The sequence below is a fragment of the Antribacter sp. NEAU-D49 genome, from assembly GCF_057158775.1.
In genome coordinates, this window is record NZ_JBXTSN010000015.1 from 24,281 (window position 1) to 49,323 (window position 25,043).

Below are 25,043 nucleotides of genomic sequence, written 5' to 3' on the forward strand. Positions count from 1 at the left end.
TCAGGGTGCGAGGACCGCCACGGCCAGCGGCTCGTCCTGGCCCTCCCACGTCGCGACCAGCGAGGGGACCACATCCTCCGGCGGCCGTGGCACGCGGACGGTGCGCACCGCTGCGTCGTCGTCGGCACCGCCGCCCGCGACGCCCCTCGCCCGGACCGGGTTGTCCCGCGGAACGACCGTCCCGTCCGCGTGGTGCACCTCCTCCCGGGCCTGCGCTGCCCCGGTCAGGATCGCCTGTCGCACGGCTGCCAGGTACACGGGGTCGGCGGCGGCGTCGTAGAACCAGCGGGTGCCGAGCACCGAGTGCTCGGAGGTGCCCATCAGGGCGTGGGCGAGCTCCGGCGCCTCGGCGCCCCGGTAGGTGCACGGGACGTGCACGACCGTGCCGTCGTCGGTCCGCACGAGTGCGAGCTCGATACCGACCTCGCCGTCGGGGTCGTCGAGCCGGAAGCTGCCGACCGGCTCGAAACCACCGCCTGGGAACCAGGGCTGGTCGGGCAGCCAGCCCGCGAGGATCTCACGCTTGCTCGGGACAAGGGTCGCCTGATGGAGGATCGCCATGAGCAGCGACCCTAGACGAAAGGCAGGGCACGACGATCACCTCTTGAGCCATCGCCGGAGCATGGCGACCGCGCCGTCGACGCCGCGCTTGGGGGGCTGGACGATCAGTCGCAACAGCCAGAACAACAGGGCACTGCCCGCAAGGAGCAGCGACACGGCAGCGAAGTTCTGCCAGAAGCCGCTCGCCTGCGTCAGGATCGTGCCGGAGCCGACGAGGAACGCGGCGAGCGTGACGAAGATGGCGAGAACTTCGACGAGTCCCAGAAGGCTCTCCGAGACGATGCGCCGGGCGGTGTCGTGCTGCCGCTCGATGTCACGGGTGATCTCCGCGAGCCGCTCGTCGAACTGCGCTTCGAGCTCGGCACGAACGTCGGCCCCGACGGTGCGGATACGGGACTCGGTCGCGATGGTCGCCGAGATCAGCTCGCGCTCTCTCATGTAGTCCTGATGGATGTCGTTGCCTCCAGGACCGAGCTGGTCGATCGCCAGGTCGATGGACACGAGCGCGTCCTCGAGCCGACCGAGGTGTCGTAGTACGCCAGCACGCCAATAGTGGACGTTCGCGTCTTCGTGCCCGGAGCGGACGATCTCGTTGGAGATCGTGAGGGCGCGCTCCGCGTGCTCCTTCACGCTCGCCGAGAACCAGAGCCCGTGCAAGCAGATCCAGCGACAGGACGCGTCGTAGTCGGGCAGCCGGTCGATGTCCTTGAGCAGGCCCAGGGCATGGGGTGATCGCTTGCCGAGCGCAGCGAACGCCGCGAGCGAGAGCAGGAGCGCGTCGTCCTGGTACTTCTTGCGCCAGCTCCGCGTCAGAGCCTCCAGCTGTGCGAACTTGAAGTCGAAGCGCAGACGGTAGGTCTGCGCGTAGGCCAACGTGAGGTTGCGAAGGTGGTTGCTCTGGCTGTCGGCGCCGGCCGCGAGAAGGTGGTCGTCCGGAATGCCGTGGCCGCGTTCGCGGGCTCGCCACGAGATGCTCGAGACACACCGGCGCAGCACGTGGACGGAGAGCCCATGACGCTCGACGACCTCGGGCAACGACGCAACCCAGGCATTCGGTTCCTCGTCCAGGCTCTCGATGTAGTGGTCGCAGATGATCCGGATGCGGTCCTCGTCGGTCGGGGCTCCGCTGAGAGCGAGTTCCCACGCAGCGAGGGGCATATCGGGCATTACCGCATCATAAGACCAAACGTTTCAGTCCCTGTCCGGCGCGTCGGTCCGGCCCCTACCGTCCGGTCGTCCCTCCCTCCTGAAGAAACGGCTGGTGCACGCGTGAAGAAGGTCCGAGCGTTGATGACCATGGGCTTGCTGGCAGTGACGGCGCTGGCAGCCGTACCGGCGGCGGGTGCCACGCCCGGGCAGACGTCCGTCGCGGCGCACGGCGGCGGGTCGCCCTCTGCCGTGTGCGCCCGCACCGACGCGCTCTTCTGCGAGGACTTCGAGTCCTTGCCCGCCGGCGGGGCCGCAAGCCTCGACTGGGGCATCGACACCCGGAACGGGACGCTCCGCGTCGAGCGGGCCGGCCGCGCCGGCAAGGTCCTGCACGTGCACACCGAGGGGAACGGCATGGCGTTCCTCAAGGTGACCGACTTCTCCGCTCCGGGGAACAGCTTCTACGGCCGCCTGCGGCTGAAGGTCGACGACTTCCCCACCGCACCGGACTGGGCCCATTTCACCCTCGTCGAGGCGACCGGTTCGGGCAGCTCCGAGATCGTGCGGCCGCTCGGCGGCCAGTTCGCGCCGACCGTCGGCCCGGACGCGACGTTCTGGGGCGTGGGGGCCGACGGCGGCCCGACCGGCGACTGGACGAGCTGGCGCGAGTCGGCCCCGACCGTCGAGGACCGCTGGCAGTGCGTCGAGTTCCAGTGGTCCGGTCCCGAGAACCGCGTCTCGGTGTGGTTCGACGGCGTCGAGCAGCCCGACCTGGAGGTCTCCACGACCAACCACGGCGGGGCGGACACCGACTTCGTCCTCCCCGTGGCGAACACCATCAAGGTGGGCTGGCAGCTCTACCAGGGCGGCCCGACGCCGGACCACTTCGACGTCTGGATGGACGACATCGCGTTCGACACCGAGCGCCTGGGCTGCTCCCGGTAGCCGCGCGCCGGCTCACCGCACCACGGCCGCCAGCGCTGACACCTCCACCAGCGCACCCGGAACCCCGAGCCCTCGGACGATCGCGGCCGTCACGAGCGGGGGCCGGGGCGCCGCGGCGAGCGCCGCGGCCGCGGCGCCGTAGGCGGCGTTGAGGTCCACGCCCTCGACGAGGAGTACGGTCACGCTGACCAGGTGCTCGATCCCGGCTCCCGCGGCGGCGAGGGCGGTCGTCAGGTTGGCCATCACCTGCCGGGTCTGCTCGGCGGCGTCGTCGCCCCCGACGAGCCGGCCGGCGGCGTCGACGGCGTTCTGCCCGCCGACGTGGATCGTCGTCGCGCCGGGCGGGACGACGGCGACGTGGCTGAAGGCTGGGCTCTTGACGAGCCCTTCTGGCTGTAGCAGCTCGATCTGGTCCATATCGTCAAACTAGGCGAGGTGCAGGCCGGCCGCTGGCCGCTACCTCCGGCCCCGACGGGTGCCCGCACCCCCGTCTCCCAGGCGGATCCGGGGGTTCGGTGACATCGTGAGCGGCATGACGTTGTCCGGGGCGCCTGTCGACGCCGGTGCCGTGCTCGGATCGCTGGAAGCGCTTCTGCCACGCCTTCGCGAGACCTACGTCGACCTGCACGCGCACCCTGAGCTGTCGTTCGAGGAGACCCGTACGGCCGCGCTGGTGGCCGACCGGCTCGGTGCCCTCGGGTTCACGGTGCACACCGGCGTCGGGGGCACCGGCGTGGTCGGAGTGCTCGTCGCGGGTGACGGTCCGTGCGTCCTGCTCCGGGCCGACATGGACGCTCTGCCGGTCACCGAGGAGACAGGGCTCCCCTACGCCAGCACCGTGCGGGGCACCACCGCCGACGGCATCGAGTCGGGGCTGATGCACGCATGCGGCCACGACGTCCACGTCACCGCGCTGCTGGGCGCAGCCGAGCTCCTCACCCAGGGGCGGTCCCGGTGGTCAGGGACGCTCGTCGTGGTGTTCCAGCCGGCCGAGGAGCTGGGACGCGGTGCGCAGGCGATGATCGACGGCGGCCTGTACGACCTGGTACCGCGCCCTGACATCGTCCTGGGGCAGCACGTGGCGCCGTACCCGGCGGGGTGGCTCGGCGTCCGGGGTGGTGCGGCGTTCGCGGGCACCGACACCTTCGACATCCGGCTCGTGGGCCGTGGCGGCCACGGGTCGCGGCCGGAGACCACGGTCGACCCGGTGGTGATGGCGGCGTCGACGGTGATGCGCCTGCAGACCATCGTGGCGCGCGAGGTGGCCGCGACGGAGGCCGCCGTGGTGACGGTGGGCGCGCTCCAGGCGGGCACCAAGGAGAACATCATTCCCGAGGGGGCGTACCTCGGGGTGAACGTCCGCTCGTTCGACGAGGCAGTGCGCGCACGGGTCCTGGGGGCGGTGGAGCGCATCGTCCGGGGCGAGGCGGCCGCCGCGGGCGCGCCGCAGCCACCTCGGATCACGATCGTCGACAGCTTCCCGCCCGTCGTGAACGACCCGGCCGAGGCCGAGCGCACCCGTGCCGTGCTCGCCGGCCACTTCGGCGCAGACAGGGTCATCGACCCCGGGCCGGTCTCGGGGAGCGAGGACGTGAGCCTCCTCGCGACGGCCGTCGGCGCACCGATCGTCTACTGGCTGCTCGGCGGCTGGGACCCGGAGGCGTTTCACGCGGCGGAGCGCGCCGGGACCCTCGAGCAGGACATCCCGTCGAACCACTCACCGAAGTTCGCGCCCGTGCCCGACCCGACGCTGAGGATCGGCGTCGAGGCCCTCGTCGTCACCGCCTTGGCCTACCTGGGCTCACCGTCCGACGACGACGCAGGCTTTCGTCCGCTCTGACCCCGGGGTCAGCCGCGCGGCTGGACCCAGCCGTTGCCGATGCTGCCCCACGGACGCTGGAAGAAACCCACCCACGCCTGGCCGCCGAACCGCTCTCCGGCGGCCATGAGGTTCTTCCACGAGTGGTAGCCGGGGACGACCGGCACGTACCACCGGACGGCGGGCAGCCCGGGGACCGGCTGCTTGTCAGGCCTGCGGTACGGGAGCAGTCGCGGCACGGATGTCAGGTCCTCCTCGCGCAGGGGCACGATCTCCAGGGCGGTGCGCCGCTTGTCGGTGATGTGCAGCGCCTCCATCGCCTTGTCGGTGGCCCAGCCGGTCACCTTGCCCTGGACGGACGTCGCGGGAGCGCTCGGCGGCAGCTCGAACGAGACGCCCGCGCGGGCGATCCCGCTCCACGCGACGAGGTCCCAGTCCTTCCCGTGCCAGAACCAGATCCCGGCCGCGTCGACGACGATGCCGCGGGGCCTGGTCGCGGTCCGCGCGGCGAGGAGGCACAGCACCGCCAGGCCGCCGAACAGCAGCGCGAAGAAGAGGCCGACCCAGCGGGCCGCTCCCGCCGCGGGATCGACGACGACCGTGAGGCAGAGCCACGCGAGCGGCGCGGTCACGGCAACCCCGACGACCACCGCCACCAGGCTGGTTCGCCCGAGGTCGAGCCGGTGCGCGTCGGGCGAGAAGACGGGCTCGCCGGCGGTGGTGCCCGTCATGTCCGGGTGAGTCACGAGGCGATGCTCGCGAGACGCGCCGGGTCGAGGCCGGCGAGCACGGTCTCCCCGTCCCGGCTGCGCGCGGTGGCGACCGGGACGCCGTCGGGCGCCCAGACCCCCGAGCCGCCTGCCGAGCGGACCCCGAGCGGGTGTCCGCCGAGGTTTGCCGCGACCGTGTAGAAGCGGTGGTCGATCGCCCGCGCCGCGAGGCGCACGTCCAGGCGGCGCTCCTCACCCTCGGTGTACAGGACGGAGGCGGCGTAGACGTCTGCCCCGGCGTCGCGCGCCGCCGCCGCGTGCGACGGGAACGCGGTGTCGAGGCACACGGCCAGGGCGACCCGCCAGCCGGCCACCTCGACCACCACAGGGCCGCGGCCGGGCACGACGACGTCCGACTCGGCACCGTGGAGGTGCGTCTTCGCCGCGACGACGTCAGGACCGGTGCCCGTGATCGCGATCGAGGCGATGTGCCGGGCGCCGTCGTGCTCCACCGGGGCGCCGACGACGACCGTCGCACCCTGGGCGGCGGCAACCTCGCGGACGGGTTCGAGGCGCGGGTCGCCGGACGTGAACCAGGCCTCCGGCCGACCGAGGTCCGCCAGGTCGTACCCGGTGAGCGACAGCTCGGGGAAGACGACGAGGCGGGCGCCGGCGTCGGCCGCGGCCCGTGCGGCGAGCGCCGCAGCCGTGATGTTCGTCCGGACGTCCCGGACGGGCACGCACTGCACGGCGGCGACGGTCAGCGGGTCCTCGGGGATCATGTCCGAACCGTAGCGAAACGGACGAGGCTCGGCGGTCCCGTCCATCGAAACGGTCGATCAGTGAGACAGGGCTTGTCGAAGAGTCCGGGCCCTGGATAATCTCGTCTCGCGAGCCGACTCCGTGTCGGCTCGCACCACGAGGGAAGGCCGTCACGTGAACCGGGAGGAAGCCATGCGCAGCACGCGCCCCACGCTCCCCCGCACGCCTTCCCTGCCGGCCGGGACGTCGTCGACCTGCGCGCCCGCGCTGTGCTGTCGATGCTGTCGGTAGAGCGTCCGCGACCCGCCTGACCACCCGAGCGCCGCCGGCGCCCCGTGGCCGCAGCGCTCGCGTGGCGCTCCGGTCTCCTCCTGACCCGCACGACCCGAGTACCTCGTGCCCCGTCCCGCAAGCACCCACCCGAAGGAAGACCCATGGCCCGCATCTACGACGACGCGACCAAGCTGATCGGCAACACGCCTCTCGTCCGTCTGAACGCACTCACCGAGGGGCTCGAGGCCACCGTCGTGGCCAAGCTCGAGTTCTACAACCCGGCCAACTCCGTCAAGGACCGCATCGGCGTGGCGATCATCGACGCCGCCGAGGCGTCCGGCGAGCTGCAGCCGGGCGGGACCATCGTCGAGGGCACGTCGGGCAACACCGGCATCGCCCTGGCGTGGGTCGGCGCGGCCCGTGGTTACAACGTGGTCCTCGCGATGCCCGAGACCATGTCCAAGGAGCGCCGCGCGCTGCTCCGCGCCTACGGCGCCGAGCTGGTGCTCACGCCCGGCTCCGAGGGCATGAAGGGCGCGGTCGCGGCCGCGGAGAAGATCGCCGCCGAGCGTCCGGGCGCCATCCTGGCCCGCCAGTTCGCGAACGAGGCCAACGCGGAGATCCACCGTCGCACCACCGCCGAGGAGATCTGGGCCGACACCGACGGCGAGGTGGACATCGTCGTGGCGGGCATCGGTACCGGCGGCACCATCACCGGCGTGGGCCAGGTGCTCAAGGAGCGCAAGCCCGAGATCACCATCGTCGCCGTCGAGCCCAAGGAGTCGCCGATCCTCAACGGCGGCGCCCCCGGCCCGCACAAGATCCAGGGCATCGGCGCCAACTTCGTGCCCGAGATCCTCGACACCAAGGTCTACGACGAGGTCATCGACGTCGACGCCGAGACCGCCGTGGACTTCGCGCGCCGCGCCGCCAAGGAGGAGGGCCTGCTCGTGGGCATCTCGTCCGGCGCCGCCCTCGCCGCCGCGATCGAGCTGGCCCGCCGGCCCGAGAACGCCGGCAAGCTGATCGTCACGGTCGTGCCCGACTTCGGTGAGCGTTACCTGTCGACGATCCTCTACCAGGACCTCCTCGACTAATGTCCTTCCTCGCCCGGGTACGCGCGTTCGGCCGGGTCCTTGCCGAGGACCTGGAGGCCGCGCGCACCCACGACCCCGCGGCACGCTCGCGCCTGGAGATCGCGCTCGCGTATCCGGGCGTCCACGCCGTGTGGGTCCACCGCGTCTCCCACCGCCTGTGGCGTATCCCGCTGCTGCGCCTGCCTGCGCGCCTGCTCTCGCAGGCGTCGCGGGCGGCCACCGGCATCGAGATCCACCCGGGCGCCCGGATCGGCCACCGGCTCTTCATCGACCACGGCATGGGTGTGGTCATCGGCGAGACGGCCCAGGTGGGCGACGACGTGATGCTGTACCACGGCGTGACCCTCGGCGGCCGTTCCATGCGCCGCGGCAAGCGCCACCCCACGCTCGGGGACCGCGTCCTCGTGGGCGCCGGGGCCAAGATCCTCGGCCCCGTCTGGATCGGCGACGACGCCCAGGTGGGCGCCAACGCCGTGGTGGTCAAGGACGTGCCGACGGGGGCGGTCGCCGTGGGCGTGCCGGCCCGCGTCCGGCTCCCCGAGCCCCGCGAGCCGGAGAGCCCGCGCGTCGAGGACCCGTCGGAGCTCATCGAGTACGTGATCTGACACGCGGAGTGTGTCAGGACGCCGCCCCGGGGCACCAGCCCTGGGGCGGCGTTCGGCGTTCCGGGGCCCGCAGCCGCGGGCGACACGACCGGCTGAGGCCGGCCCTTCGGCGTCGGGCGTCGGCGCGATAGGGTGCTCCCAGCGTTACCCGGGACCGTGCGTCCCGGATAACCCCCGCCCGCTCGACGACGAGGACATCCCATGCGCATCGGCATCCAGACCGGCTACTGGTCCCGCAAGCCCCCGACGGGCATCCAGCAGGCGATCGTCGCCGCTGAGCAGCTGGGCCTGGACTCCGTCTGGACCGCCGAGGCCTACGGGTCCGACGCGTTCACGCCCCTCGCCTGGTGGGGTTCCCGCACCCGGAAGGTCCGGCTCGGCACAGGGATCGCCCAGATGGCGGCCCGCACTCCCACCGCCACGGCGATGCAGGCCATCACGCTGGACCACCTGTCCAAGGGCCGGTTCGTGCTGGGCCTCGGCGCCTCCGGGCCGCAGGTGGTCGAGGGCTGGTACGGCCAGCCGTACCGCAAGCCCCTGGCCCGCACGCGGGAGTTCGTCGACGTCGTGCGCCAGGTGATGGCGCGCGAGCGTCCGGTCTCGATCGACGGCGAGTTCTACCACCTGCCCCTGTCCCCCGAGACGCCCGGCGCCACGGGCCTCGGCAAGGCGCTCAAGCCGACGGTGCATCCGTACCGGCGTGAGATCCCCATCGTGCTCGCGGCGCAGGGGCCCAAGAACGTCGCGCTCGCCGCGGAGATCGCCGACGGGTGGATGGCGGGCTTCTACGCCCCGCGCATGGACGACGAGTTCCGCGCACTCCTCAGCGAGGGCTTCGCGGCGCGCTCCGAGGAGCGGTCGCCGGCGAGCTCGTTCGAGGTCATGGCCACGGTCCCGGTGGTGGTGCGCGACGACGTGGAGCAGGCTGCCGACGTGATCCGGCCGCACATCGCCCTGTACGCGGGTGGCATGGGCTCGAAGGAGGCCAACTTCCACAAGGCGTCACTGGACCGGCTCGGGTACAAGGACGCCATGGACGAGGTCCAGGCTCTGTACCTCCAGGGGCGCAAGGACGACGCGGCGGCGGCCGTGCCCACCTCGCTCGTCGAGGAGATCGCCCTGGTGGGGCCCGCCTCGAAGGTGCGCCGCGACCTGGCCCGGTGGGAGTCCACCGCGCTGAACACGATGCTCGTGCAGGGTGACCCGGCCTCGATGCTCACGGTGCTGGCCGCGGCCCAGGACACCACCACGGCCGGGCGCCTGCGCTCCGCCGCGGGCTCGGCGCTGAGCCGGGTGGCGCCCCGCAAGGTCTGACAGGATGCCGGGATGGCCGACGACCTGACGGGCGCCGAGGAGTACGCCGCCGCCGTGCTGGACCTGGTGCGCCAGATCCCGCCGGGGCGTGCGATGACGTACGGCCTGATCGCCGAGATCGTCGCCGAGACGCTCCACCGGGGAGGTCCCCGGCAGGTCGGCAGCGTGCTCTCCGGCTCGGCGGACCGGTACGCGCACCTGCTGCCCGACGACGCCGTGGTGATCGGCCCGGCGCAGGACTCCTTCGACCTGCCGTGGTGGCGGGTGGTGAACGCGGCGGGGTCCCCGCCCGCACACCACCTGACGGCGGCCCTCGACGCGCTCCGCGCCGAGGCGTGCCCGCTCAGCAGGGACGGCCGCCGGGTCGACCTGCGGCGTGCGATCTGGTTCCCGACGGCGGGCGACCTGGGCCACGCGGACGTACCGGAGCCGGACGGCGACCCGGAAATGCCTGGCGGCCCCCGTCGTCGCGGGTGACGATCGGTCGCATGACCTTCCCCGACGTCCCCCTCCCGGCCGGCTACCGGTTCCGTACCCTGACCGACGACGACCACCGCGCCCGGCTCGACCTCGACTTCTGGGCCTTCCCGTCCTCGGTCGAGGTCGAAGACGCCCTCCAGCACCCGTCGCCCCTCGACCTGGCCCGCACCGTGGGCATCGAGGCGGACGGCCACGAAGGCCTGGCGGGACTCCACTCCTCGTACGAGTTCACCGAGTTCCCCGTGCCGGGTGGGACGCTGCCGACGGCCGGCCTCACCTGGGTGGGCGTGCACCCGCAGCACCGCCGCCGCGGGCTGCTCAGCGCCATGATCGACCTGCACCTCGCTCAGTGTGCCGAGCGCGGCGAGCCGCTGTCGGTGCTGTTCGCCGCGGAGGCGGCGATCTACGGCCGGTTCGGCTACGGCCTGGCGGCGAACGACCTGCGCGCGACGATCCCCCGCGGCGCCGCGCTCCGTGACGTCCCGGGGACCGACGGGCTGACCGTCCGGATCGAGCGCGCGAGCCGGGAGCGGCACGGCGCGCTCGTGGACCGCGTCCACCGCACCGCGGGGGCGGCACCCACGGGCGTCCCGGGCCTGAACCGGCCCGGCTGGGCCGCCCGGGAGACCGAGGGCCTGCAGGCGAACTACTGGTCCGACCCGGCGGCCTACCGCGGAGGACGGGAGTCACGCAGGATCGTCGTGGTCGAGCGCGACGGCGAACCACGGGCCTACGCGACGTTCCGCCGCAAGCTCGACTGGGAGCCCGCGGGCCCGAGCGGCACGGTGTTCGTGGGCGAGGCCGTGGCGCTCGACGCCGCCTCTGCCCGCGTCCTGTGGGGCACGCTCCTCGACCTCGACCTGATGAGCGAGGTCACGCCGTTCGCCCTCCCGGTCGACGACGTCCTCATGCAGCTCCTGGTGAACCCGCGGGCCGTGGTGCCGCGCACGCCCGACAACGTCTGGGTCCGGCTCGTCGACGTGGCCTCGGCCCTGTCCGGGCGGCAGTACGCGGCGGACGTCGACGTGACGCTGGCCGTGACCGACACCCGCGTGCCGCGGAACGCGGGCACCTACCGGCTGCGCGCCGCCGCGTTCGGCGAGGCGACGGCGGAGCGCACCGACGCCGCCGCCGACCTGTCGCTGGACGTGCGCGAGCTCGGCGCCGCCTACCTCGGTGGCATGTCCCTCGCCGCGATGGCGACGGCAGGGCTCGTCACCGAGCACTCCCCGGGCACCCTGGCGCGAGCGAGCGCGGCGTTCGGCTGGCCGGTGGCGCCGGTGTGCAGCTGGGTCTTCTGACCGGGCTCACGTCTGGCAGACGCCGCACCAGAAGAGGTTGCGACCCGCCAGCTCCTTGACGAGCACCGGCGTGCCGCAGACCCGGCAGGGCAGTCCGTCGCGGTGGTAGACGTAGAACGCGTCCTCCGCCGCGACGGCGCCGGGCGCACCGTCGGTGTTCTGCCGGGTCGGCGTGCGCGACCCGCCACCGTCCCGGCCACCCGCCCCGTCCCGGTGCTCCGGCCGCGTCGTCACGATGGCGCCGGTGCGGGCGCCGTCGGCCATGAGGTCGACGAGGTCGTCCCACACCGCCCGCACGGCCGCGCGGGGCACGTCCCGGCCCGGCCGCAGCGGGTCCACCCCCGCCCGGAACAGCACCTCGGCGCGGTAGATGTTGCCCACGCCGGCCACGACGGCCTGGTCCATGAGCAGCTGCCCCACGGTGGTGCGGGACCGGCCCACCCGCTCCAGGAACGGGGCGGGGTCGGCGCCTGCCCGGATCGGGTCGGGCCCGAGGCGGGCCTCGACCGCCACCTTCTCCGCCGTGGTGATCACCTCGCACGCCGCCGGTCCGGTGAGGTCGGCGACGGCGTGCTCGCCGAGCAGCCGCACGCGCACGGCGCCGCGCGGGCCGGGCGGCGCCCACGGCCCGGCGGAGTCGGGGGGAACAGCGACGACGGTCTCCCGCTCCCCCACCCGCTTGCGCGGCGCCCCGATGGCGTGCGCCACCTCGGCGGACCCGTCGCCCGCGAACGTCCACGCCCCGTAGAGGCCGAGGTGCGTGCGGAGCCACAGCCCGCCGGAGAACCCGAGGAAGAGCTGCTTGCCCCAGGCCTCCGCCACCTCGAGCCGCCGGCCGGAGAGCAGCGCGGCGCCGTCGGCGAACCGGCCCTGCGGGCTGGTCACCTCCAGGGGCTGCCCGGCGAACAGCGACCCGAACGTGCGGGCGAGGCGATGGACGGTGTGTCCCTCGGGCACTCAGACTCCGCGGGACTTCTCGTAGTCGGCCAGCTGCTGGATGCGGCGGGCGTGACGCTCGTCGCCGGAGAAGGGCTCCGCCACGAACGCGTCGACGAACGACACCGCCTCGTCGACGGAGTGCATGCGGCCACCCACGGCGATCACGTTGGCGTTGTTGTGCTGGCGGCCGAGCTTCGCGGTCTCGAGGGACCAGGCGAGGACGGCGCGCACGCCGTCCACCTTGTTCGCGGCGATCTGCTCGCCGTTGCCGGATCCGCCGATCACGATCCCGAGGGACCCGGGCTCGGCGACGACGGCCTCACCGGCGGAGATGCAGAAGGAGGGGTAGTCGTCCAGGGCGTCGTACTCGTGGGCCCCGTGGTCCACGACGTCGTGGCCGTCGGCACGCAGGTGCTCGACGAGGTGGACCTTGAGCTCGTACCCGGCATGGTCGGCGGCGATGTGCAGGCGCATGCCCTCATCTTCTCCCATGTCTGCCGTGCCTCGCCGGGCTGGCCGTAGTCTGGGCGCCATGACCACCGACGCCACCGTCCCTCCGTCGGGTATCGACCTCGACGCCCTCGACCCGGCCGTCCGGCCGCAGGACGACCTCTACCTCCACGTCAACGGGCGCTGGATCGCGGGCCACGAGATCCCCGCCGACCGGGCCATGGACGGATCCTTCCGCGCCCTGCACGACCAGGCCGAGGAGCACGTCCGCGAGATCATCCTCGACGCCGCGGCGACGGCCGGCGCGCCCGGGGCCGACCCCGCGAGCACCCAGGCCAAGGTGGGTGCCCTCTACGCGAGCTTCATGGACACCGAGCGCATCGAGGCGCTCGGCACCGCACCCCTCGCCGAGGACCTCGCGCTGATCGGGAGCGCCACGGACAAGGCGGCCCTGACCCGCGCGCTGGCCGCCCTCCAGCGCACGGGAGGCGCCTCGGCCGTCGCCTTCTGGGTGGACAACGACGCGACCGACCCGGAGCGGTACGTGGTGTACCTGTCGCAGTCCGGCCTCGGGCTCCCCGACGAGGCGTACTACCGCGACGAGCAGTACGCCACGGTGCGCGCCGCGTACACGCCGCACGTGGCCCGGATGCTCGGGCTCGCCGGGGTCACGGAGCCGCAGGCCGCTGCTGAGCGGGTCGTCGCGCTGGAGACCCAGCTCGCGAGCCACCACTGGGACCGGGTGCGCAGCCGCGACGCGGGCCTCACGTACAACCCGACCACCCTCGCCGACCTCGCGGCGCGGGCGGCCGGCTTCGACTGGACAGCCTGGGCCGAGGCGCTCGGCGCGCCCGAGGGTTCGCTCGACCAGCTCGTGGTGCGTCAGCCCGAGTTCGCCGACGGCTTCGCGGCGCTCTGGGAGTCGCAGCCCGTCGAGGACTGGACCGCCTGGCTGACCTATCACGTGGTCACGGCCCGCGCGCCGTACCTCACGGACGAGATCGTCGAGGCCAACTTCGACTTCTACGGCCGCATCCTCACCGGCGCCCAGGAGGTGCGCGACCGCTGGAAGCGGGGCGTGTCCCTCGTGGAGGCCGCGCTGGGCGAGGCAGTGGGGCAGGAGTATGTGGCACGCCACTTCCCGCCGTCCCACAAGGAGCGCATGGACGTGCTGGTCGAGGCACTCGTGGCCGCGTACCGCGAGTCCATCGAGAACCTGGACTGGATGACGGACGAGACCAAGGCCAAGGCCCTGGCCAAGCTCGAGAAGTTCACGCCGAAGGTCGGCTACCCGGTGAAGTGGCGCGACTACTCGGCCCTCGCCGTGGACGCGACGGACCTGGTGGGCAACGTCCGCCGGGCGAACGCGTTCGAGCAGGACCGCGAGCTGGCCAAGATCGGCCGGCCGCTGGACCGTGACGAGTGGTTCATGACGCCGCAGACCGTCAACGCCTACTACAACCCCGGCATGAACGAGATCGTGTTCCCCGCCGCGATCCTGCAGCCGCCCTTCTTCTTCCCGGAGGCCGACGACGCGGTGAACTTCGGCGGCATCGGCGGCGTGATCGGCCACGAGATCGGCCACGGCTTCGACGACCAGGGGTCCAAGTACGACGGCGACGGGCGCCTCGAGGACTGGTGGAGCGACGCCGACCGCGCCGAGTTCGAGAAGCGGACCGCAGCGCTGATCGCGCAGTACGACGCCTTCCGCCCGGCCCAGCTTCCGCAGGACGGCCCCACCGTCAACGGCAGCCTCACGGTCGGCGAGAACATCGGCGACCTGGGCGGCCTGTCGATCGCGATCAAGGCGTACCGGATCGCGCTCGGCAAGCCGCTCGACGAGGCGCCGGTGATCGACGGCCTCACGGCCCTCGAGCGCATCTTCCTCGGCTGGGCGCAGGTGTGGCAGTCGAAGGGCCGCGACGAGGAGCTGGTGCGCCGCCTCGCGACCGACCCCCACTCTCCCAACGAGTTCCGCTGCAACGGAGTGGTGCGCAACGTGGACGAGTTCTACGAGGCCTTCGGCGTCACGCCCGACGACGCGCTGTACCTCCCGCCCGCGGAGCGCGTGCGCATCTGGTAGCGGCCGACGACGGCGCCTATGCCCGCCTTCGCGATGGAGAAGCCGGTGCCCGTGGCGTCGGACACGCACTTCATCCCCGCCTCCGAGCTGGTGCAGGTGAAGCCGTGGGCCCGCTGCTGCTGGCCGTACTCCACGGCGGGGACGTCGTTCCCCGCCTTCACGGGCTGGTCGGCCGCGGCCACGCACGGCTGGGCGACCTTGCCCGCGGCGTCGACCGTCACCACGTAGCCGATGGTGCCGTCGCAGCTCTCCGCGGGCACCGGCTGGTTGTTCAGCGTCGCGATGCCGCAGCGTGCGGCGTCGGGCGTGATGGAGCAGCTGATGTTGCCGGACGGGGACCTGAACGTGACCGCCTGGGCCGCGGCGTCGTCGGACGCCTCGGGCGACGCGCCCGCGCTCACCGACGAGCCGGGGGTCGCGGACTCGGGGGCGTCGTCACCGAAGAGGTTCACCGCGAAGATGACGGCCGCGACGACCAGCACGATGTCGAAGGCGATGAAGGCGATCCACCCGGGCGTGAGGCGGGACCTCAGCCCGCCGCGGTCGCCACCGCCCCCGCCCGCGTAGGCGGGCTGCGCGGCGTACTGCTGGTCGTAACCCGCCTGGCCGTAGCCGGCCTGGTCGTACCCTGCCTGCTCATAGCCCGCCGGGTCGTACCCGGCCGGGGCGTACTGCGGCGGCTGAGCCTGGTCGTACTGGCCCGCATAGCCCTGCGGGGCGTACTGGGCAGGCGGGTACTGGGCGGGCGGGTAGCCCTGCTGCTGGTCGTACTGCTCGGGGAAGTACTGCTGCAGGCTCGCATCCTGCGGAGGCTGAGCCGGCGGCTGGCCCGCGTGGGCGTTGAGCGAGTGCACCACCGGCTGGCCGGGCCGGGCCGGGGCCGGGGTCACGGCCTGGGCGAACTGCGCGCCGGGCGAGATCGCGGGAGGCATGCGGGTGGCGGTGGACACGCGCTGGACCCCGGGCGCCGGCGCGGGGGCCGCCTGGTGGGAGCCGGGGGCCGGGGGCACGGGGGCGTGGTGACCGGCGGACGGCTGCTGCGCCTGGTCGGGCGCGGGCACGACGGCCGGCTGCGCCGCGGTGGGCGCCGTGGGCGTGCGGGGCTCGTCACCGGCGCCGCCGTAGGGCTCGTACGACGGGCCCCCGGGCGGGGGCGGCGGAGGCGGCACAGTGCCGGACATCTCGTCTCCCTGGTAATTCGGTCGGGTAGGTCGCCGCGACCTCCGGACGATGGATGGCGGCCGAGGCAGGCGCACGGAGCGCGCCAGGGCCACCCGGCAGGGTCTCACGCCGGAGGCCACGAGGTCGAACCAGGATCCCACGATTTCGGCGTGATTCAGGAGGAAGTGGATACCGATCGGCACCAACCGATCACCACCGCCCCACGACATCGCCGCACCCGGGAACGTCGGCGGGCCGTGGCATGATCGACCCTGATTTGTCTCACAGGGCGGTCGTCGCCCGTGACGAGTGGAGGGTCCGTGCCCGGAGAGAACCTGACCCGTGCCGAGGCGTCCGAGCGCGCCGGCGTGGTGTCTGTCGAGTCGTACCAGATTGCGCTGGACCTGACCACCGGGCCCACCACCTTCCGGTCGAGCACCACCGTGCGCTTCACGGCCACGGCGGGAGCCGCGACGTTCGTCGACCTCGTGGCGCCGACCGTGCGCTCGATCGTGCTGAACGGCCGCGAGCTGGACCCCGCGGCCGTCTTCACCGACTCCCGCATCGCGCTGGACGGCCTGGCCGCAGCGAACGAGCTCGTCGTCGTGGCCGACTGCGCCTACACCAACACCGGCGAGGGCCTGCACCGCTTCGTGGACCCGGTCGACGGCGAGGTCTACCTGTACACGCAGTTCGAGGTGCCCGACTCCCGGCGCGTTTTCGCGGTGTTCGAGCAGCCCGACCTGAAGGCCACCTTCCAGTTCACCGTGACCGCGCCGGCCGCCTGGGAGGTCGTGAGCAACGAGCCCACGCCCGAGCCGGCCCCCGCGGAGCACGCCACCGACCCCGCGGTCGAGGCGGCGACCTGGACGTTCGCGCCCACGCCCCGCATCTCGTCGTACATCACGGCCCTGGTCGCCGGCCCGTACGCCGTCGAGCGCTCGTCGCTCACGTCGTCCGACGGCCGGGAGATCCCGCTGGGTGCGTTCGCGCGCAAGTCGCTCGCCGAGCACCTCGACGCCGACTACATCTTCGAGAAGACCCGCCAGGGCTTCGCGTTCTTCGAGTCGACGTTCGGCGTGCCGTACCCGTTCACGAAGTACGACCAGCTCTTCGTGCCCGAGTACAACATGGGCGCCATGGAGAACGCGGGCTGCGTCACGTTCACCGAGTCCTACGTGTTCCGCTCCAAGGTGACCGACGCCGTACGCGAGCGCCGGGTCGTCACGATCCTGCACGAGCTCGCCCACATGTGGTTCGGCGACCTCGTCACGATGAAGTGGTGGAACGACCTCTGGCTCAACGAGTCGTTCGCCGAGTACGCCTCGACCCTCGCGACCGCGGAGGCCACCGAGTGGGAGGCGGCGTGGACCACGTTCGCCTCGATGGAGAAGGCCTGGGCGTACCGCCAGGACCAGCTGCCGTCCACGCATCCGATCGTGGCCACGATCAACGACCTGGAGGACGTCCAGGTCAACTTCGACGGCATCACGTACGCCAAGGGCGCCTCCGTGCTCAAGCAGCTCGTGGCCTGGGTGGGCCGCGACGCCTTCGTCGCCGGGGTCTCGGCGTACTTCCGCAAGCACGCATGGGGCAACACCGAGCTGGTCGACCTGCTGACCGAGCTCGAGGCCACCAGCGGCCGCGACCTGAGCTCCTGGTCGGCACTCTGGCTCGAGACCGCAGGCGTCAACACGCTGCGCCCGCAGGTCGAGGTGGACGACAAGGACCGCATCACCTCGTTCACGGTGCTGCAGAGCGCGCCCCAGGAGTGGCCCACGCTGCGCCCGCACCGGCTCGGCATCGGGTTCTACAACCTGGTGGACGGGGCGCTGGTGCGCACGCACCGCGTCGAGGTGGACGTCGACGGCGCCCGCACGGACGTACAGGACCTCCTGGCCCTGGACCGCCCGGCACTTGTCCTCCTCAACGACGACGACCTGGCGTACGCGAAGATCCGGCTCGACCCGAGCTCGCTCTCCGCCGCGATCGAGCACCTGGCCCAGATCTCCGACCCGCTGGCCCGTTCGCTCGTGTGGGGCTCCGTCTGGGACGCGGTCCGCGACGGCGAGACCCCCGCGAGCGACTACGTGCGTCTCGTCCTCGGCAACATCGCGTCCGAGACCGAGTCCACCACCATCCGGACCACGCTGAACCAGCTCGCCCTGGCCGCCAAGCAGTACGTGGCGCCCGACCGCCGGGCGGCGGTGCTGGCCGAGGCCGGCGACACGCTGTGGACCCTCGCCCAGGGTGCCGCCGCCGGTTCCGACCTGCAGTTCCAGCTGGTCAAGTTCTTCGCGCACCTCGCCTCCACCCCGGCGCACGTGGCGGCCCTGCGCGGGCTGCTCGACGGGACCGGCTCGCTCGACGGCCTGGAGATCGACACCGACCTCCGCTGGGAGCTCCTCGAGGGCCTCGTCCTCAACGGCGCCGCGGGCGACGAGGAGATCGACGCCACCCTGGCCGACGACGACACGGCGACCGGTCGCCAGTCGGCCGCCCGCGTGCGGGCGACCATCCCGAGCACCGAGGCCAAGCTGACGGCGTTCTCGTCGGTCGCCGACAGCGCGGACGTGCCCAACGCGATCATCCGGCAGACGGGCCTCGGCGTGCTCCACGTCAACGACCCGTCGGTGCTCGCCGGGCTGGTGCAGCCCTACCTCGACGCGCTGCTGCGCGTCTGGGACGAGCGCACGTACCACATCGCCGAGGAGATCGTCGAGGGCTTCTACCCGGCACCGCTGGCGTCGCAGGAGCTGGCGACGGCCACCCGCGGGTGGCTCGACGCGCACGCCGACGTGGCGCCCGCGCTGCGCCGCATGGTGATCGAGGCACTCGCCGGCACCGAGCGGGCCCTGGCCGCGCAGGCGGCCGACGCCTGACCCTCCCCGCCGAGACAGTGACCTCGTCCGACGAAGTCACTGTCTCGGCGGGGCCAGGTTCTAGCGGGACTTCTTCTTCGCCAGCCGCGGGAGGTCCTCCGGCAGCGGCTCCTCATTCATCACCGCGACGAGCGACCGCAGCCGGGCGTTGTCGAACAGGTCCTCCAGCAGCACGAGGCTGCCCGACGAGTCGGCGAGCGGCACCTTCCAGTTGGGGTACTCCTGGTCCGTCCCCGGCTGGTTCTGCGCCCGGCGCTCCCCCACCGCGTCCGTGAGGTGCACCCCCACGAGCACCGACGGCGTGTCGCGCAGGTAGCGGTGCAGGCCTTCGACGAGCTCGCGCTCGGACGGGTCGAACGTGGTGAGACCCCGCCGGGACAGCGCGTCGACGAGGGCGTCGCGCTCGGCCCTGGCCCGGCCGCGCAGCACCTGGGCGTCCTCGGTGAGCAGCCCGAGCCGCTCGCGCAGGTCCACGTGCTCGCCCGCGAGGTACCCCGCCGTGGGCGGCAGGTCGTGGGTCGTCACGGTCGCGAGCGCGAGCGAACGGTACGACTCCGGCTCACGGGGCGCCCCGTCGTCGTCCCGCTCGAAGAGCAGCACGGACGTACCGAGGATGCCGCGGGAGTCGAGGTAGTCGCGGACCCAGGGCTCGAAGGTGCCCAGGTCCTCGCCGATGACCATCGCTCCCGCGCGGTGCGCCTCCAGGCAGAGGATGCCGACGAGCGCCTCGTGGTCGTACTGGACGTAGGCACCGGCCGAGGCCTTCGCGCCACCCGGGATCCACCACAGGCGGAAGAGGCCGAGCACGTGGTCCACCCGGAGGGCTCCCGCGTGGCGCAGGACCGTCCGGAGCATGTCGCGGTACGGGGCGTACCCGGACTTCGCGAGGGCGACCGGGTGCCACGGCGGCTGGGACCAGTTCTGCCCCTGCTGGTTGTACATGTCTGGTGGCGCGCCCACCGTCACGCCGCGGGCGAGGACCGACGCGTTGGCCCAGGCGTCGGCGCCCTCGGGGTGTACCCCGACCGGCAGGTCCTTCAGGAGCCCGAGGCGCATGCCCGCGTCGAGCCCGGCCCGGTGGGCCGCCCGGAGCTGCTCGTCGGCCACCCACTGCAGCCAGATGTAGAACTGGACGCGCTCGGCCAGGGACCGGCGGAGCAGCGTCACGGCGTGCGAGCCGGGGTCGGCGAGCTCCGGAGGCCACTCGCGCCCGTCGAGGTGCTCGGCGATGGCGCACCACGTCGCGAAGTCGGCGAGCCCGCGCCCCTGCTCGAGGACGAACTCGTCCAGCGCGGTCTGGCGCGCGGCCGACCGCGGCGCCGTGAACACGACCTCCAGGGCCGCCTTCTTGGCCTCCCAGACCGCGTCGCGGTCGATGGGCCCAGGGTCGGTGGCGAGCTCGCGGACCGGCTCGGCCGCCCACTCCACGAGCGAGCGGTCCGCAGCGGACAGGTACGCGGTCTCCCGGATGTCCTCGACGCGGATGTACAGCGGGCTGAGGAACCGGCGAGAGACGGGCAGGTACGGCGAGGGCGTGACGGGCACCGTGGGCTCGGTGGCGTGCAGCGGGTTGATCCCGAGGAAGTCCGCCCCCGCGTTGTGGGCGGTGAGCCAGGCAAGGTCGGACAGGTCGGCGAGGTCGCCCAGCCCCCAGGAGTCGCGGGAGCGCACGGAGTAGAGCTGGACCAGGAAGCCCCACGCCTGGCGCTCGGAGAGGCCCTCTGGCAGCCCCAGGCGGTCGGGCGTGACCACGAGGGTGGTGCTCACGGCGAACGCGTCGCAACGGGCGTGCAGCGTGTGCCAGCCGAGCGGCAGGTCCGCAGGGACGGTGAACAGCGTGCGTTCCAGCGTGCGGGAGCCGATCGTCCTCGACTCGGCCTCGACGTCGGCGGCAGCCAGGTCGCGCCGCTGTCGCTCGGTGTGACCGAACGAGGGCCCCGTGGGCGTCACCCGCCAGGGAGTGGTGCTGGCAGGCAGGGACGCGTGGTCCTCCGGCTCCAGCTCGACCCAGGCATGGACCCCGGAGTCGCGCGGCACGTGGACGGGCACCTGCGTCTCGTCGCCCTGCCGCACCACCACGCAGTCGGGCAGCACAGCGCGCCAGGCGGCGTCCCGGGCGCTCTCGAGGCTCGCGGCGACCGCCTCGGACGACGTCGCCGTCACCCCCAGCGCGCCCAGCACGGCGACGAGCGTGGAGGCTCGCACCTGCCGCAGCACGCCGTCCTGGTCGGTGTACTCGGTCAGGATGCCGTGCGCTGCCGCGAGCTCGAGGAGCTCACCCGGCACGGCATCACCGGTCGTGCCCTCCGGCATGACCTGCCCTTCGGGTGCCGTCGTCTCGTCGCTCACGGGAACGATCCTGCCATCCCACCCGGGCCGGACGACGGAGGACGGCTCGCCGGTGCGCCGCGCCACGCCGCTGAGCGCGGATCGCCTCCTACTGGACCCCCGGCACCTCGGCCGGCGCCGAGCTCGCGATGATGCCCGCGCCGAGCAGCTCGTGGTGGGCGGCGAGGCGCAGCGCCCGCTCCACCTCCCACTGCTTCGCCGGACGCGTCTGCACGTGCAGGGTGAAGGTGAGCGCCGCGGCGTCGACGGCGTCCACGCCGCGCACCGAGGGGGCCTCCAGCAGGTGCTCGGCCAGCTTGGGGTCGTTCTGCACCTTGTCGGCGGCACGGCCCAGGGCGGTGCGGACCACGTCGACGTCGGCCCCGACCGGGACCTGGACCGACGCGAGCGCGCGGCTCCATTCCTGGGTGCGGTTGCCGACCCGCAGGATCTCGCCGTTGCGGACGTACCAGAGGGTGCCGTCGAAGGCCCGTACCTGGGTCAGGCGCAGGCCGAGCTCCTGCACGGTGCCGTTCACGCCGTTGCCGAGGTCGACGTTGTCGCCCACGCCGAACTGGTCCTCGATGAGCAGGAAGATGCCGGAGATGAAGTCCTTGACGAGCGACTGGGCGCCGAAGCCGAGGGCGACACCCACGACGCCTGCGGCGCCGAGCAGCGCCGCGACGTTCACCCCGAGGGTGGCAAGGATCATCAGCGCCATCAGGCTGACGATGGCGATGTCGGCCGTGGACCGCAGCACCGACCCGACGGTCCGGGCGCGCTGCGCGCGGCGCTGGATCGCCACGGGGTTCGCGAACGAGAACGCCTCGGCCACGAGCTCCTGGCCCGTGCGGCGGCGCTTGGGCCGGGCCCCGGTGGTCGTCCCGACGGGCAGGGTCCCTGTCGGCGCGTCCGTGACCGCCTGCGACCCGCCAGGCCCGTGCTGCGGCCCGCTCGTGCTGCGCGCCCGGGTGACACCCTGGGCGATCCGCTCCGTGAGGTGAGAGATGGTCCGGTTGACCAGCCCGAGGGCCAGCAGCCCGATGACCAGGATCAGGATGATGCGCAACGGCTTGTCGCCGAACCACGCCCAGAAGTCCTCGGCGCTCTCGAACAGCTGCATGGCAAAGGAGTCTGTCACGGGCGCCCACGCTACCGGCGGCTGGAGGGCGCACCGGACCGCTCTTGCGCGTCTTCACCAAACGCGCAAGAGATCCCGGTCAGGACGTCTCAGGAGGCTCGCAGCACGTCCAGCTCGGCCGCGAGGTTGTCCGCCTCCGGGCCCACGATCACCTGGACGACGCGGCCCGAGCGCACCACGCCGAACGCCCCCGACGACTTGAGCCCGGGCTCGTCGACCAGGCCCGGGTCGCTCACCTCGACGCGCAGCCTGGTGATGCACGGCTCCAGGTCGACGACGTTCGACGTGCCGCCGAGAGCTTCGAGGATCTGGTTCGCCTTCGTCATGTGCTCTCTCCAAACCGATGCTTCGTTGCAGGTCTCCCACCAGCGTATCGGTGGGCGCAAGGGGTGAGCAGCGTCGCCACGCGGGGCGGGCGACCCAGTCCCGGGCGGATGGGAAGATGTCCGGGTGACAGACAGCGCTCCATCCTTCTACGACGCGATCGGGGGCCACGAGACCTTCGTGCGGCTCGTGGACGTCTTCTACGAGGGCGTCGCGGACGATCCCGTGCTGCGTCCCATGTACCCCGAGGCAGACCTCGGTCCCGCGAAGGAGCGCCTCACGCTGTTCCTCGAGCAGTACTGGGGCGGTCCCACCACCTACTCCGAGCAGCGCGGGCATCCCCGTCTGCGCATGCGGCACGCGCCGTTCAAGGTGAACCCGGACGCCCGCGACCGGTGGCTGGCCCACATGCGGACCGCCGTGGACACGCTGGGCCTGGCCCCGGTCCACGAGTCGCAGCTCTGGGACTACCTGGAGCGCGCGGCCTTCTCCATGATCAACACCTTCGAGGACTAGGGAGCACCGGGACCGTGGACCGACCCGCCGACAACCTGACCCAGGTCCCGCGCGACGCCGACGCCCAGGCCCTCGCTCCGGCGTCGGCCCCGCCGGCGTCCGACGCGCTGGACCGCCTGCTCGAGGTGCTGGACCTGCGCCACCTGGAGGGCTGGGGCCCCCGGGGCGAGGACGACGCGTTCCGCGGCGACAGCGTGCCGGGCATCGCCCGGCGCGTGTACGGCGGGCAGGTGCTCGCCCAGGCCATCGTGTCCGCCGGCCGCACCGTGCCCGACGGACGCCAGATCCACTCCCTGCACGGCTACTTCCTCCGGGAGGGCTCGCTCGACGTGCCGATCGACTTCGCCGTGGAGCGCCTCCGCGACGGCCGGTCGTTCAGCGCCCGCCGGTCGCACGCCTTCCAGCACGGCAAGCCGATCCTGTCGATGATCGCGTCGTTCCAGGACGACCAGCCGGGCTTCGAGCACACCTCCCCGATGCCCGACGGCGTCCCGGCCCCCTCCGAGGTGCGCTCCGCCTTCGAGGAGCTCGCCGGGATCGACCACCCGGCCGCCAAGTTCTGGGCCGAGGGGTCGGCGTTCGAGCTGCGCCACGTGGGCGGCTCGCTCTACATGGGACCCGACGCCGCGCTGCGCGAGGGCCGCCCGCCGGCCGACACCCAGATGGTGTGGATGCGCGCCCGCCGGCCGATCGCCAGCGAGGACCAGCTGCTGCACCGCGCGCTCCTCGCGTTCGCGTGCGACCAGGTCATGCTGGAGCCCATCCTCCGCACCGCGGGCAAGTCGTGGATGGACGTGGGCGGCACCGTGCCCATGGCCAGCCTCGACCACGCGATGTGGTGGCACCGAGACGTGCGCGTCGACGAGTGGCTGCTGTACGTGCAGGGCGCGGCGTCGGCCCAGGGCGGCCGCGCGCTCGGCCACGCCCGCGTGTACCAGGAGGACGGCACGCTGGTGGCGTCGATCGCCCAGGAGGGCATGATCCGGCTGCCGCTGGACTGAGGGCCCCGGTCCGGGCCTCGAGCCTGGTCGCTCGCGAGGCCCGGGTCAGCGTCGACGGAACTTCACGGGCTCCTCGACGATGCCCTCCCACGCCGCACGCTCCTCGGCCGAGATGCGCCGCGGCTTCCCCGTCACGGCGTCCACCAGGACGATGGTCGTCACGGCGCGCACGTAGGGCTCCTCCCCCGTGCTCAGGGCGACGCGCTCGAAGCGGTGGGCGCCGTCGTGCAGCTCGTAGCAGACGTCGAGGCTGGCGCCGCCGATCTTGCCGATCCACAGCTCGACCCGCACCGGGGTGCGCGTGTACGCGAGCGGCCGGAGGTACTCGATCTCCTGGTGTGCCACGAACGTGTGGCTCGGCGCGCCGGGGCCGGTCTCGATCACGGCGGTAGGCCACGGCTCCTCCGCGTCGTCGTGCTTCCAGAAGGCGGTGATGCGCGCCTCCTGCAGCAGGCCGAACATCTCGACGTTGTTGACGTGCTGGTACGCGTCGAGGTCGGACCAGCGGAGGGACACAGGGATGTGCAGACGCATGCACTCATCCTCGCCCACGTGACCGGGCGAACTTAAACGTTCAGGCAGGGGCGACCGGCTCACCCCCTTGTGCTACGTTCCGCGACTGGTTCATCCGGTTCCGGACGTCAGGAGAAGCAATGCACCGCATCGTCGCGGGTGGGGTTCTGATCACGCTGGCCCTGTCGGGGTGCTCGCTGGTGGGCACGTCGGAGGGGAGCGCGCCCGGGACGTCCGCCACCGCCTCCGCTGCGGCCCTGACCAAGGAGGAGGCCGCCCAGCGGTTCACCGAGATGGTCCAGCCGTACAACGAGGTGCTCGAGGCGCTGGAGACAGCCGTCAACGAGGGCCGATCGCTGGAGGAGCAGGCCGGCCTCGCGGGCGCCACCGCCGGTGCGCTGCGCGCCGAGATCGAGGGCCTGCGCGCCACGACGTGGCCCGAGGACGTGCAGCCGCAGGTCGACGCGCTCGTCGCCGCGGCGGAGCAGGCCGTGCCCGCCTGGGAGCAGGCCGCCGCTGCCGCCACCCCGGAGGACCTGAGCGCCGCCGTGCGGTCGGCTGCGGCGCTGGGCGGCGAGGAGGCGAACGCCGTCCGCGGCGCGCTCGGTCTCGAGCCCTACACAGAGTCGACCTCCTGACGCGACCGCGACCGCGATCAGGCGATCAGGCCCCGTTCTGGCCACTTTTCC

Annotated in this window: 24 protein-coding genes; 12 read left to right on the forward strand and 12 right to left on the reverse strand. The window is 72.8% G+C overall.

The features are described 5' to 3' along the window. Both AC060K_RS12825 and AC060K_RS12830 read right to left on the reverse strand, forming a co-directional pair. Nucleotides 1–561: a maltokinase N-terminal cap-like domain-containing protein gene (locus AC060K_RS12825; RefSeq protein ID WP_483765786.1), complete on the reverse strand. Its 561-nt coding sequence runs from the start codon at nucleotides 559–561 to the stop codon at nucleotides 1–3. Between the two features lie 36 nt (nucleotides 562–597). Further along, nucleotides 598–1,728, reverse strand: a complete 1,131-nt coding sequence (locus tag AC060K_RS12830; protein WP_483765787.1) for a hypothetical protein — start codon at nucleotides 1,726–1,728, stop codon at nucleotides 598–600. Nucleotides 1,729–1,851: 123 nt separating this feature from the next. Here AC060K_RS12830 and AC060K_RS12835 point away from each other — a divergent pair, with 123 nt between their 5' ends. Next, a complete protein-coding gene (locus AC060K_RS12835; protein WP_483765788.1) occupies nucleotides 1,852–2,655 on the forward strand; it encodes a hypothetical protein in 804 nt (267 codons plus the stop codon). A gap of 12 nt (nucleotides 2,656–2,667) precedes the next feature. Here AC060K_RS12835 and AC060K_RS12840 read toward each other — a convergent pair whose 3' ends face one another. Beyond that, entirely contained in the window at nucleotides 2,668–3,072 is a 405-nt protein-coding gene (locus tag AC060K_RS12840; protein ID WP_483765789.1) for a RidA family protein, read from the reverse strand. Nucleotides 3,073–3,187: 115 nt separating this feature from the next. Between AC060K_RS12840 and AC060K_RS12845 the strand changes: the two genes are divergently transcribed. Continuing rightward, the gene (locus tag AC060K_RS12845; RefSeq protein WP_483765864.1) at nucleotides 3,188–4,495 is read left to right on the forward strand and encodes an amidohydrolase; all 1,308 of its coding nucleotides are present in this window, start codon (nucleotides 3,188–3,190) and stop codon (nucleotides 4,493–4,495) included. Nucleotides 4,496–4,503: 8 nt separating this feature from the next. Here the strand turns inward: AC060K_RS12845 and AC060K_RS12850 are convergent, their stop codons facing one another. Both AC060K_RS12850 and AC060K_RS12855 read right to left on the reverse strand, forming a co-directional pair. Next, nucleotides 4,504–5,220, reverse strand: coding sequence for a hypothetical protein (locus AC060K_RS12850; RefSeq protein ID WP_483765790.1), 717 nt, complete (start codon nucleotides 5,218–5,220; stop codon nucleotides 4,504–4,506). Further along, complete coding sequence (locus AC060K_RS12855; RefSeq protein WP_483765791.1) at nucleotides 5,217–5,966, reverse strand: carbon-nitrogen hydrolase family protein; 750 nt, start codon at nucleotides 5,964–5,966, stop codon at nucleotides 5,217–5,219. The genes AC060K_RS12850 and AC060K_RS12855 overlap by 4 nt, the downstream gene beginning before the upstream one ends. 414 nt (nucleotides 5,967–6,380) lie before the next feature. Here AC060K_RS12855 and cysK point away from each other — a divergent pair, with 414 nt between their 5' ends. The 5 genes from cysK (at nucleotide 6,381) to AC060K_RS12880 (ending at nucleotide 11,016) form a co-directional block, all read left to right on the forward strand. Then, nucleotides 6,381–7,316 carry a cysteine synthase A gene (gene cysK / locus AC060K_RS12860; protein ID WP_483765792.1) on the forward strand — a complete coding sequence of 312 codons (936 nt, stop codon included), beginning with the start codon at nucleotides 6,381–6,383 and terminating at the stop codon, nucleotides 7,314–7,316. Further along, nucleotides 7,316–7,921 (forward strand): serine O-acetyltransferase EpsC, encoded by a 606-nt coding sequence (gene epsC / locus AC060K_RS12865; RefSeq protein WP_483765793.1) that lies wholly within the window; start codon nucleotides 7,316–7,318, stop codon nucleotides 7,919–7,921. Before cysK ends, epsC begins: the two co-directional genes overlap by 1 nt. A 201-nt stretch (nucleotides 7,922–8,122) precedes the next feature. Continuing rightward, complete coding sequence (locus tag AC060K_RS12870; RefSeq protein ID WP_483765794.1) at nucleotides 8,123–9,235, forward strand: LLM class F420-dependent oxidoreductase; 1,113 nt, start codon at nucleotides 8,123–8,125, stop codon at nucleotides 9,233–9,235. Nucleotides 9,236–9,247: 12 nt separating this feature from the next. Then, the gene (locus AC060K_RS12875) at nucleotides 9,248–9,712 is read left to right on the forward strand and encodes an MGMT family protein (RefSeq protein ID WP_483765795.1); all 465 of its coding nucleotides are present in this window, start codon (nucleotides 9,248–9,250) and stop codon (nucleotides 9,710–9,712) included. Between the two features lie 11 nt (nucleotides 9,713–9,723). Continuing rightward, nucleotides 9,724–11,016 (forward strand): GNAT family N-acetyltransferase, encoded by a 1,293-nt coding sequence (locus AC060K_RS12880; protein ID WP_483765796.1) that lies wholly within the window; start codon nucleotides 9,724–9,726, stop codon nucleotides 11,014–11,016. Nucleotides 11,017–11,022: 6 nt separating this feature from the next. Here the strand turns inward: AC060K_RS12880 and AC060K_RS12885 are convergent, their stop codons facing one another. Next, a complete protein-coding gene (locus AC060K_RS12885) occupies nucleotides 11,023–11,973 on the reverse strand; it encodes an Fpg/Nei family DNA glycosylase (protein ID WP_483765797.1) in 951 nt (316 codons plus the stop codon). After that, the gene (locus tag AC060K_RS12890; RefSeq protein ID WP_483765798.1) at nucleotides 11,974–12,429 is read right to left on the reverse strand and encodes a ribose-5-phosphate isomerase; all 456 of its coding nucleotides are present in this window, start codon (nucleotides 12,427–12,429) and stop codon (nucleotides 11,974–11,976) included. It lies immediately after the preceding gene. Nucleotides 12,430–12,487: 58 nt separating this feature from the next. Here AC060K_RS12890 and AC060K_RS12895 point away from each other — a divergent pair, with 58 nt between their 5' ends. Beyond that, entirely contained in the window at nucleotides 12,488–14,488 is a 2,001-nt protein-coding gene (locus AC060K_RS12895; protein WP_483765799.1) for a M13 family metallopeptidase, read from the forward strand. On the opposite strand, the gene AC060K_RS12900 is transcribed toward AC060K_RS12895, so the two are convergent. Then, nucleotides 14,416–15,669: a hypothetical protein gene (locus tag AC060K_RS12900; RefSeq protein ID WP_483765800.1), complete on the reverse strand. Its 1,254-nt coding sequence runs from the start codon at nucleotides 15,667–15,669 to the stop codon at nucleotides 14,416–14,418. The genes AC060K_RS12895 and AC060K_RS12900 overlap by 73 nt on opposite strands. Nucleotides 15,670–15,969: 300 nt before the next feature. On the opposite strand from AC060K_RS12900, the gene pepN reads away from it, so the two are divergent. Continuing rightward, a complete protein-coding gene (pepN, locus tag AC060K_RS12905) occupies nucleotides 15,970–18,531 on the forward strand; it encodes an aminopeptidase N (RefSeq protein WP_483765801.1) in 2,562 nt (853 codons plus the stop codon). A 60-nt stretch (nucleotides 18,532–18,591) separates the two neighbouring features. Here pepN and malQ read toward each other — a convergent pair whose 3' ends face one another. From malQ to AC060K_RS12920, 3 genes are all read right to left on the reverse strand, one after another. Continuing rightward, the gene (malQ, locus tag AC060K_RS12910; protein ID WP_483765865.1) at nucleotides 18,592–20,844 is read right to left on the reverse strand and encodes a 4-alpha-glucanotransferase; all 2,253 of its coding nucleotides are present in this window, start codon (nucleotides 20,842–20,844) and stop codon (nucleotides 18,592–18,594) included. Nucleotides 20,845–20,968: 124 nt separating this feature from the next. Beyond that, nucleotides 20,969–22,000 (reverse strand): mechanosensitive ion channel family protein, encoded by a 1,032-nt coding sequence (locus AC060K_RS12915; RefSeq protein ID WP_483765802.1) that lies wholly within the window; start codon nucleotides 21,998–22,000, stop codon nucleotides 20,969–20,971. 89 nt (nucleotides 22,001–22,089) lie between these two features. Then, complete coding sequence (locus AC060K_RS12920) at nucleotides 22,090–22,326, reverse strand: PTS sugar transporter subunit IIB (RefSeq protein WP_125774944.1); 237 nt, start codon at nucleotides 22,324–22,326, stop codon at nucleotides 22,090–22,092. Between the two features lie 124 nt (nucleotides 22,327–22,450). Between AC060K_RS12920 and AC060K_RS12925 the strand changes: the two genes are divergently transcribed. Together AC060K_RS12925 and AC060K_RS12930 are read left to right on the forward strand one after the other, a co-directional pair. After that, nucleotides 22,451–22,840 (forward strand): globin, encoded by a 390-nt coding sequence (locus AC060K_RS12925; protein ID WP_483765803.1) that lies wholly within the window; start codon nucleotides 22,451–22,453, stop codon nucleotides 22,838–22,840. Between the two features lie 107 nt (nucleotides 22,841–22,947). Further along, a complete protein-coding gene (locus AC060K_RS12930) occupies nucleotides 22,948–23,841 on the forward strand; it encodes an acyl-CoA thioesterase (protein ID WP_483765866.1) in 894 nt (297 codons plus the stop codon). A 45-nt stretch (nucleotides 23,842–23,886) separates the two neighbouring features. Here AC060K_RS12930 and AC060K_RS12935 read toward each other — a convergent pair whose 3' ends face one another. Further along, nucleotides 23,887–24,375 carry an acyl-CoA thioesterase gene (locus AC060K_RS12935; RefSeq protein WP_483765804.1) on the reverse strand — a complete coding sequence of 163 codons (489 nt, stop codon included), beginning with the start codon at nucleotides 24,373–24,375 and terminating at the stop codon, nucleotides 23,887–23,889. Nucleotides 24,376–24,494: 119 nt separating this feature from the next. On the opposite strand from AC060K_RS12935, the gene AC060K_RS12940 reads away from it, so the two are divergent. Continuing rightward, the gene (locus AC060K_RS12940) at nucleotides 24,495–24,992 is read left to right on the forward strand and encodes a hypothetical protein (protein ID WP_483765805.1); all 498 of its coding nucleotides are present in this window, start codon (nucleotides 24,495–24,497) and stop codon (nucleotides 24,990–24,992) included. The last annotated feature ends 51 nt before the right edge of the window (nucleotides 24,993–25,043 follow it).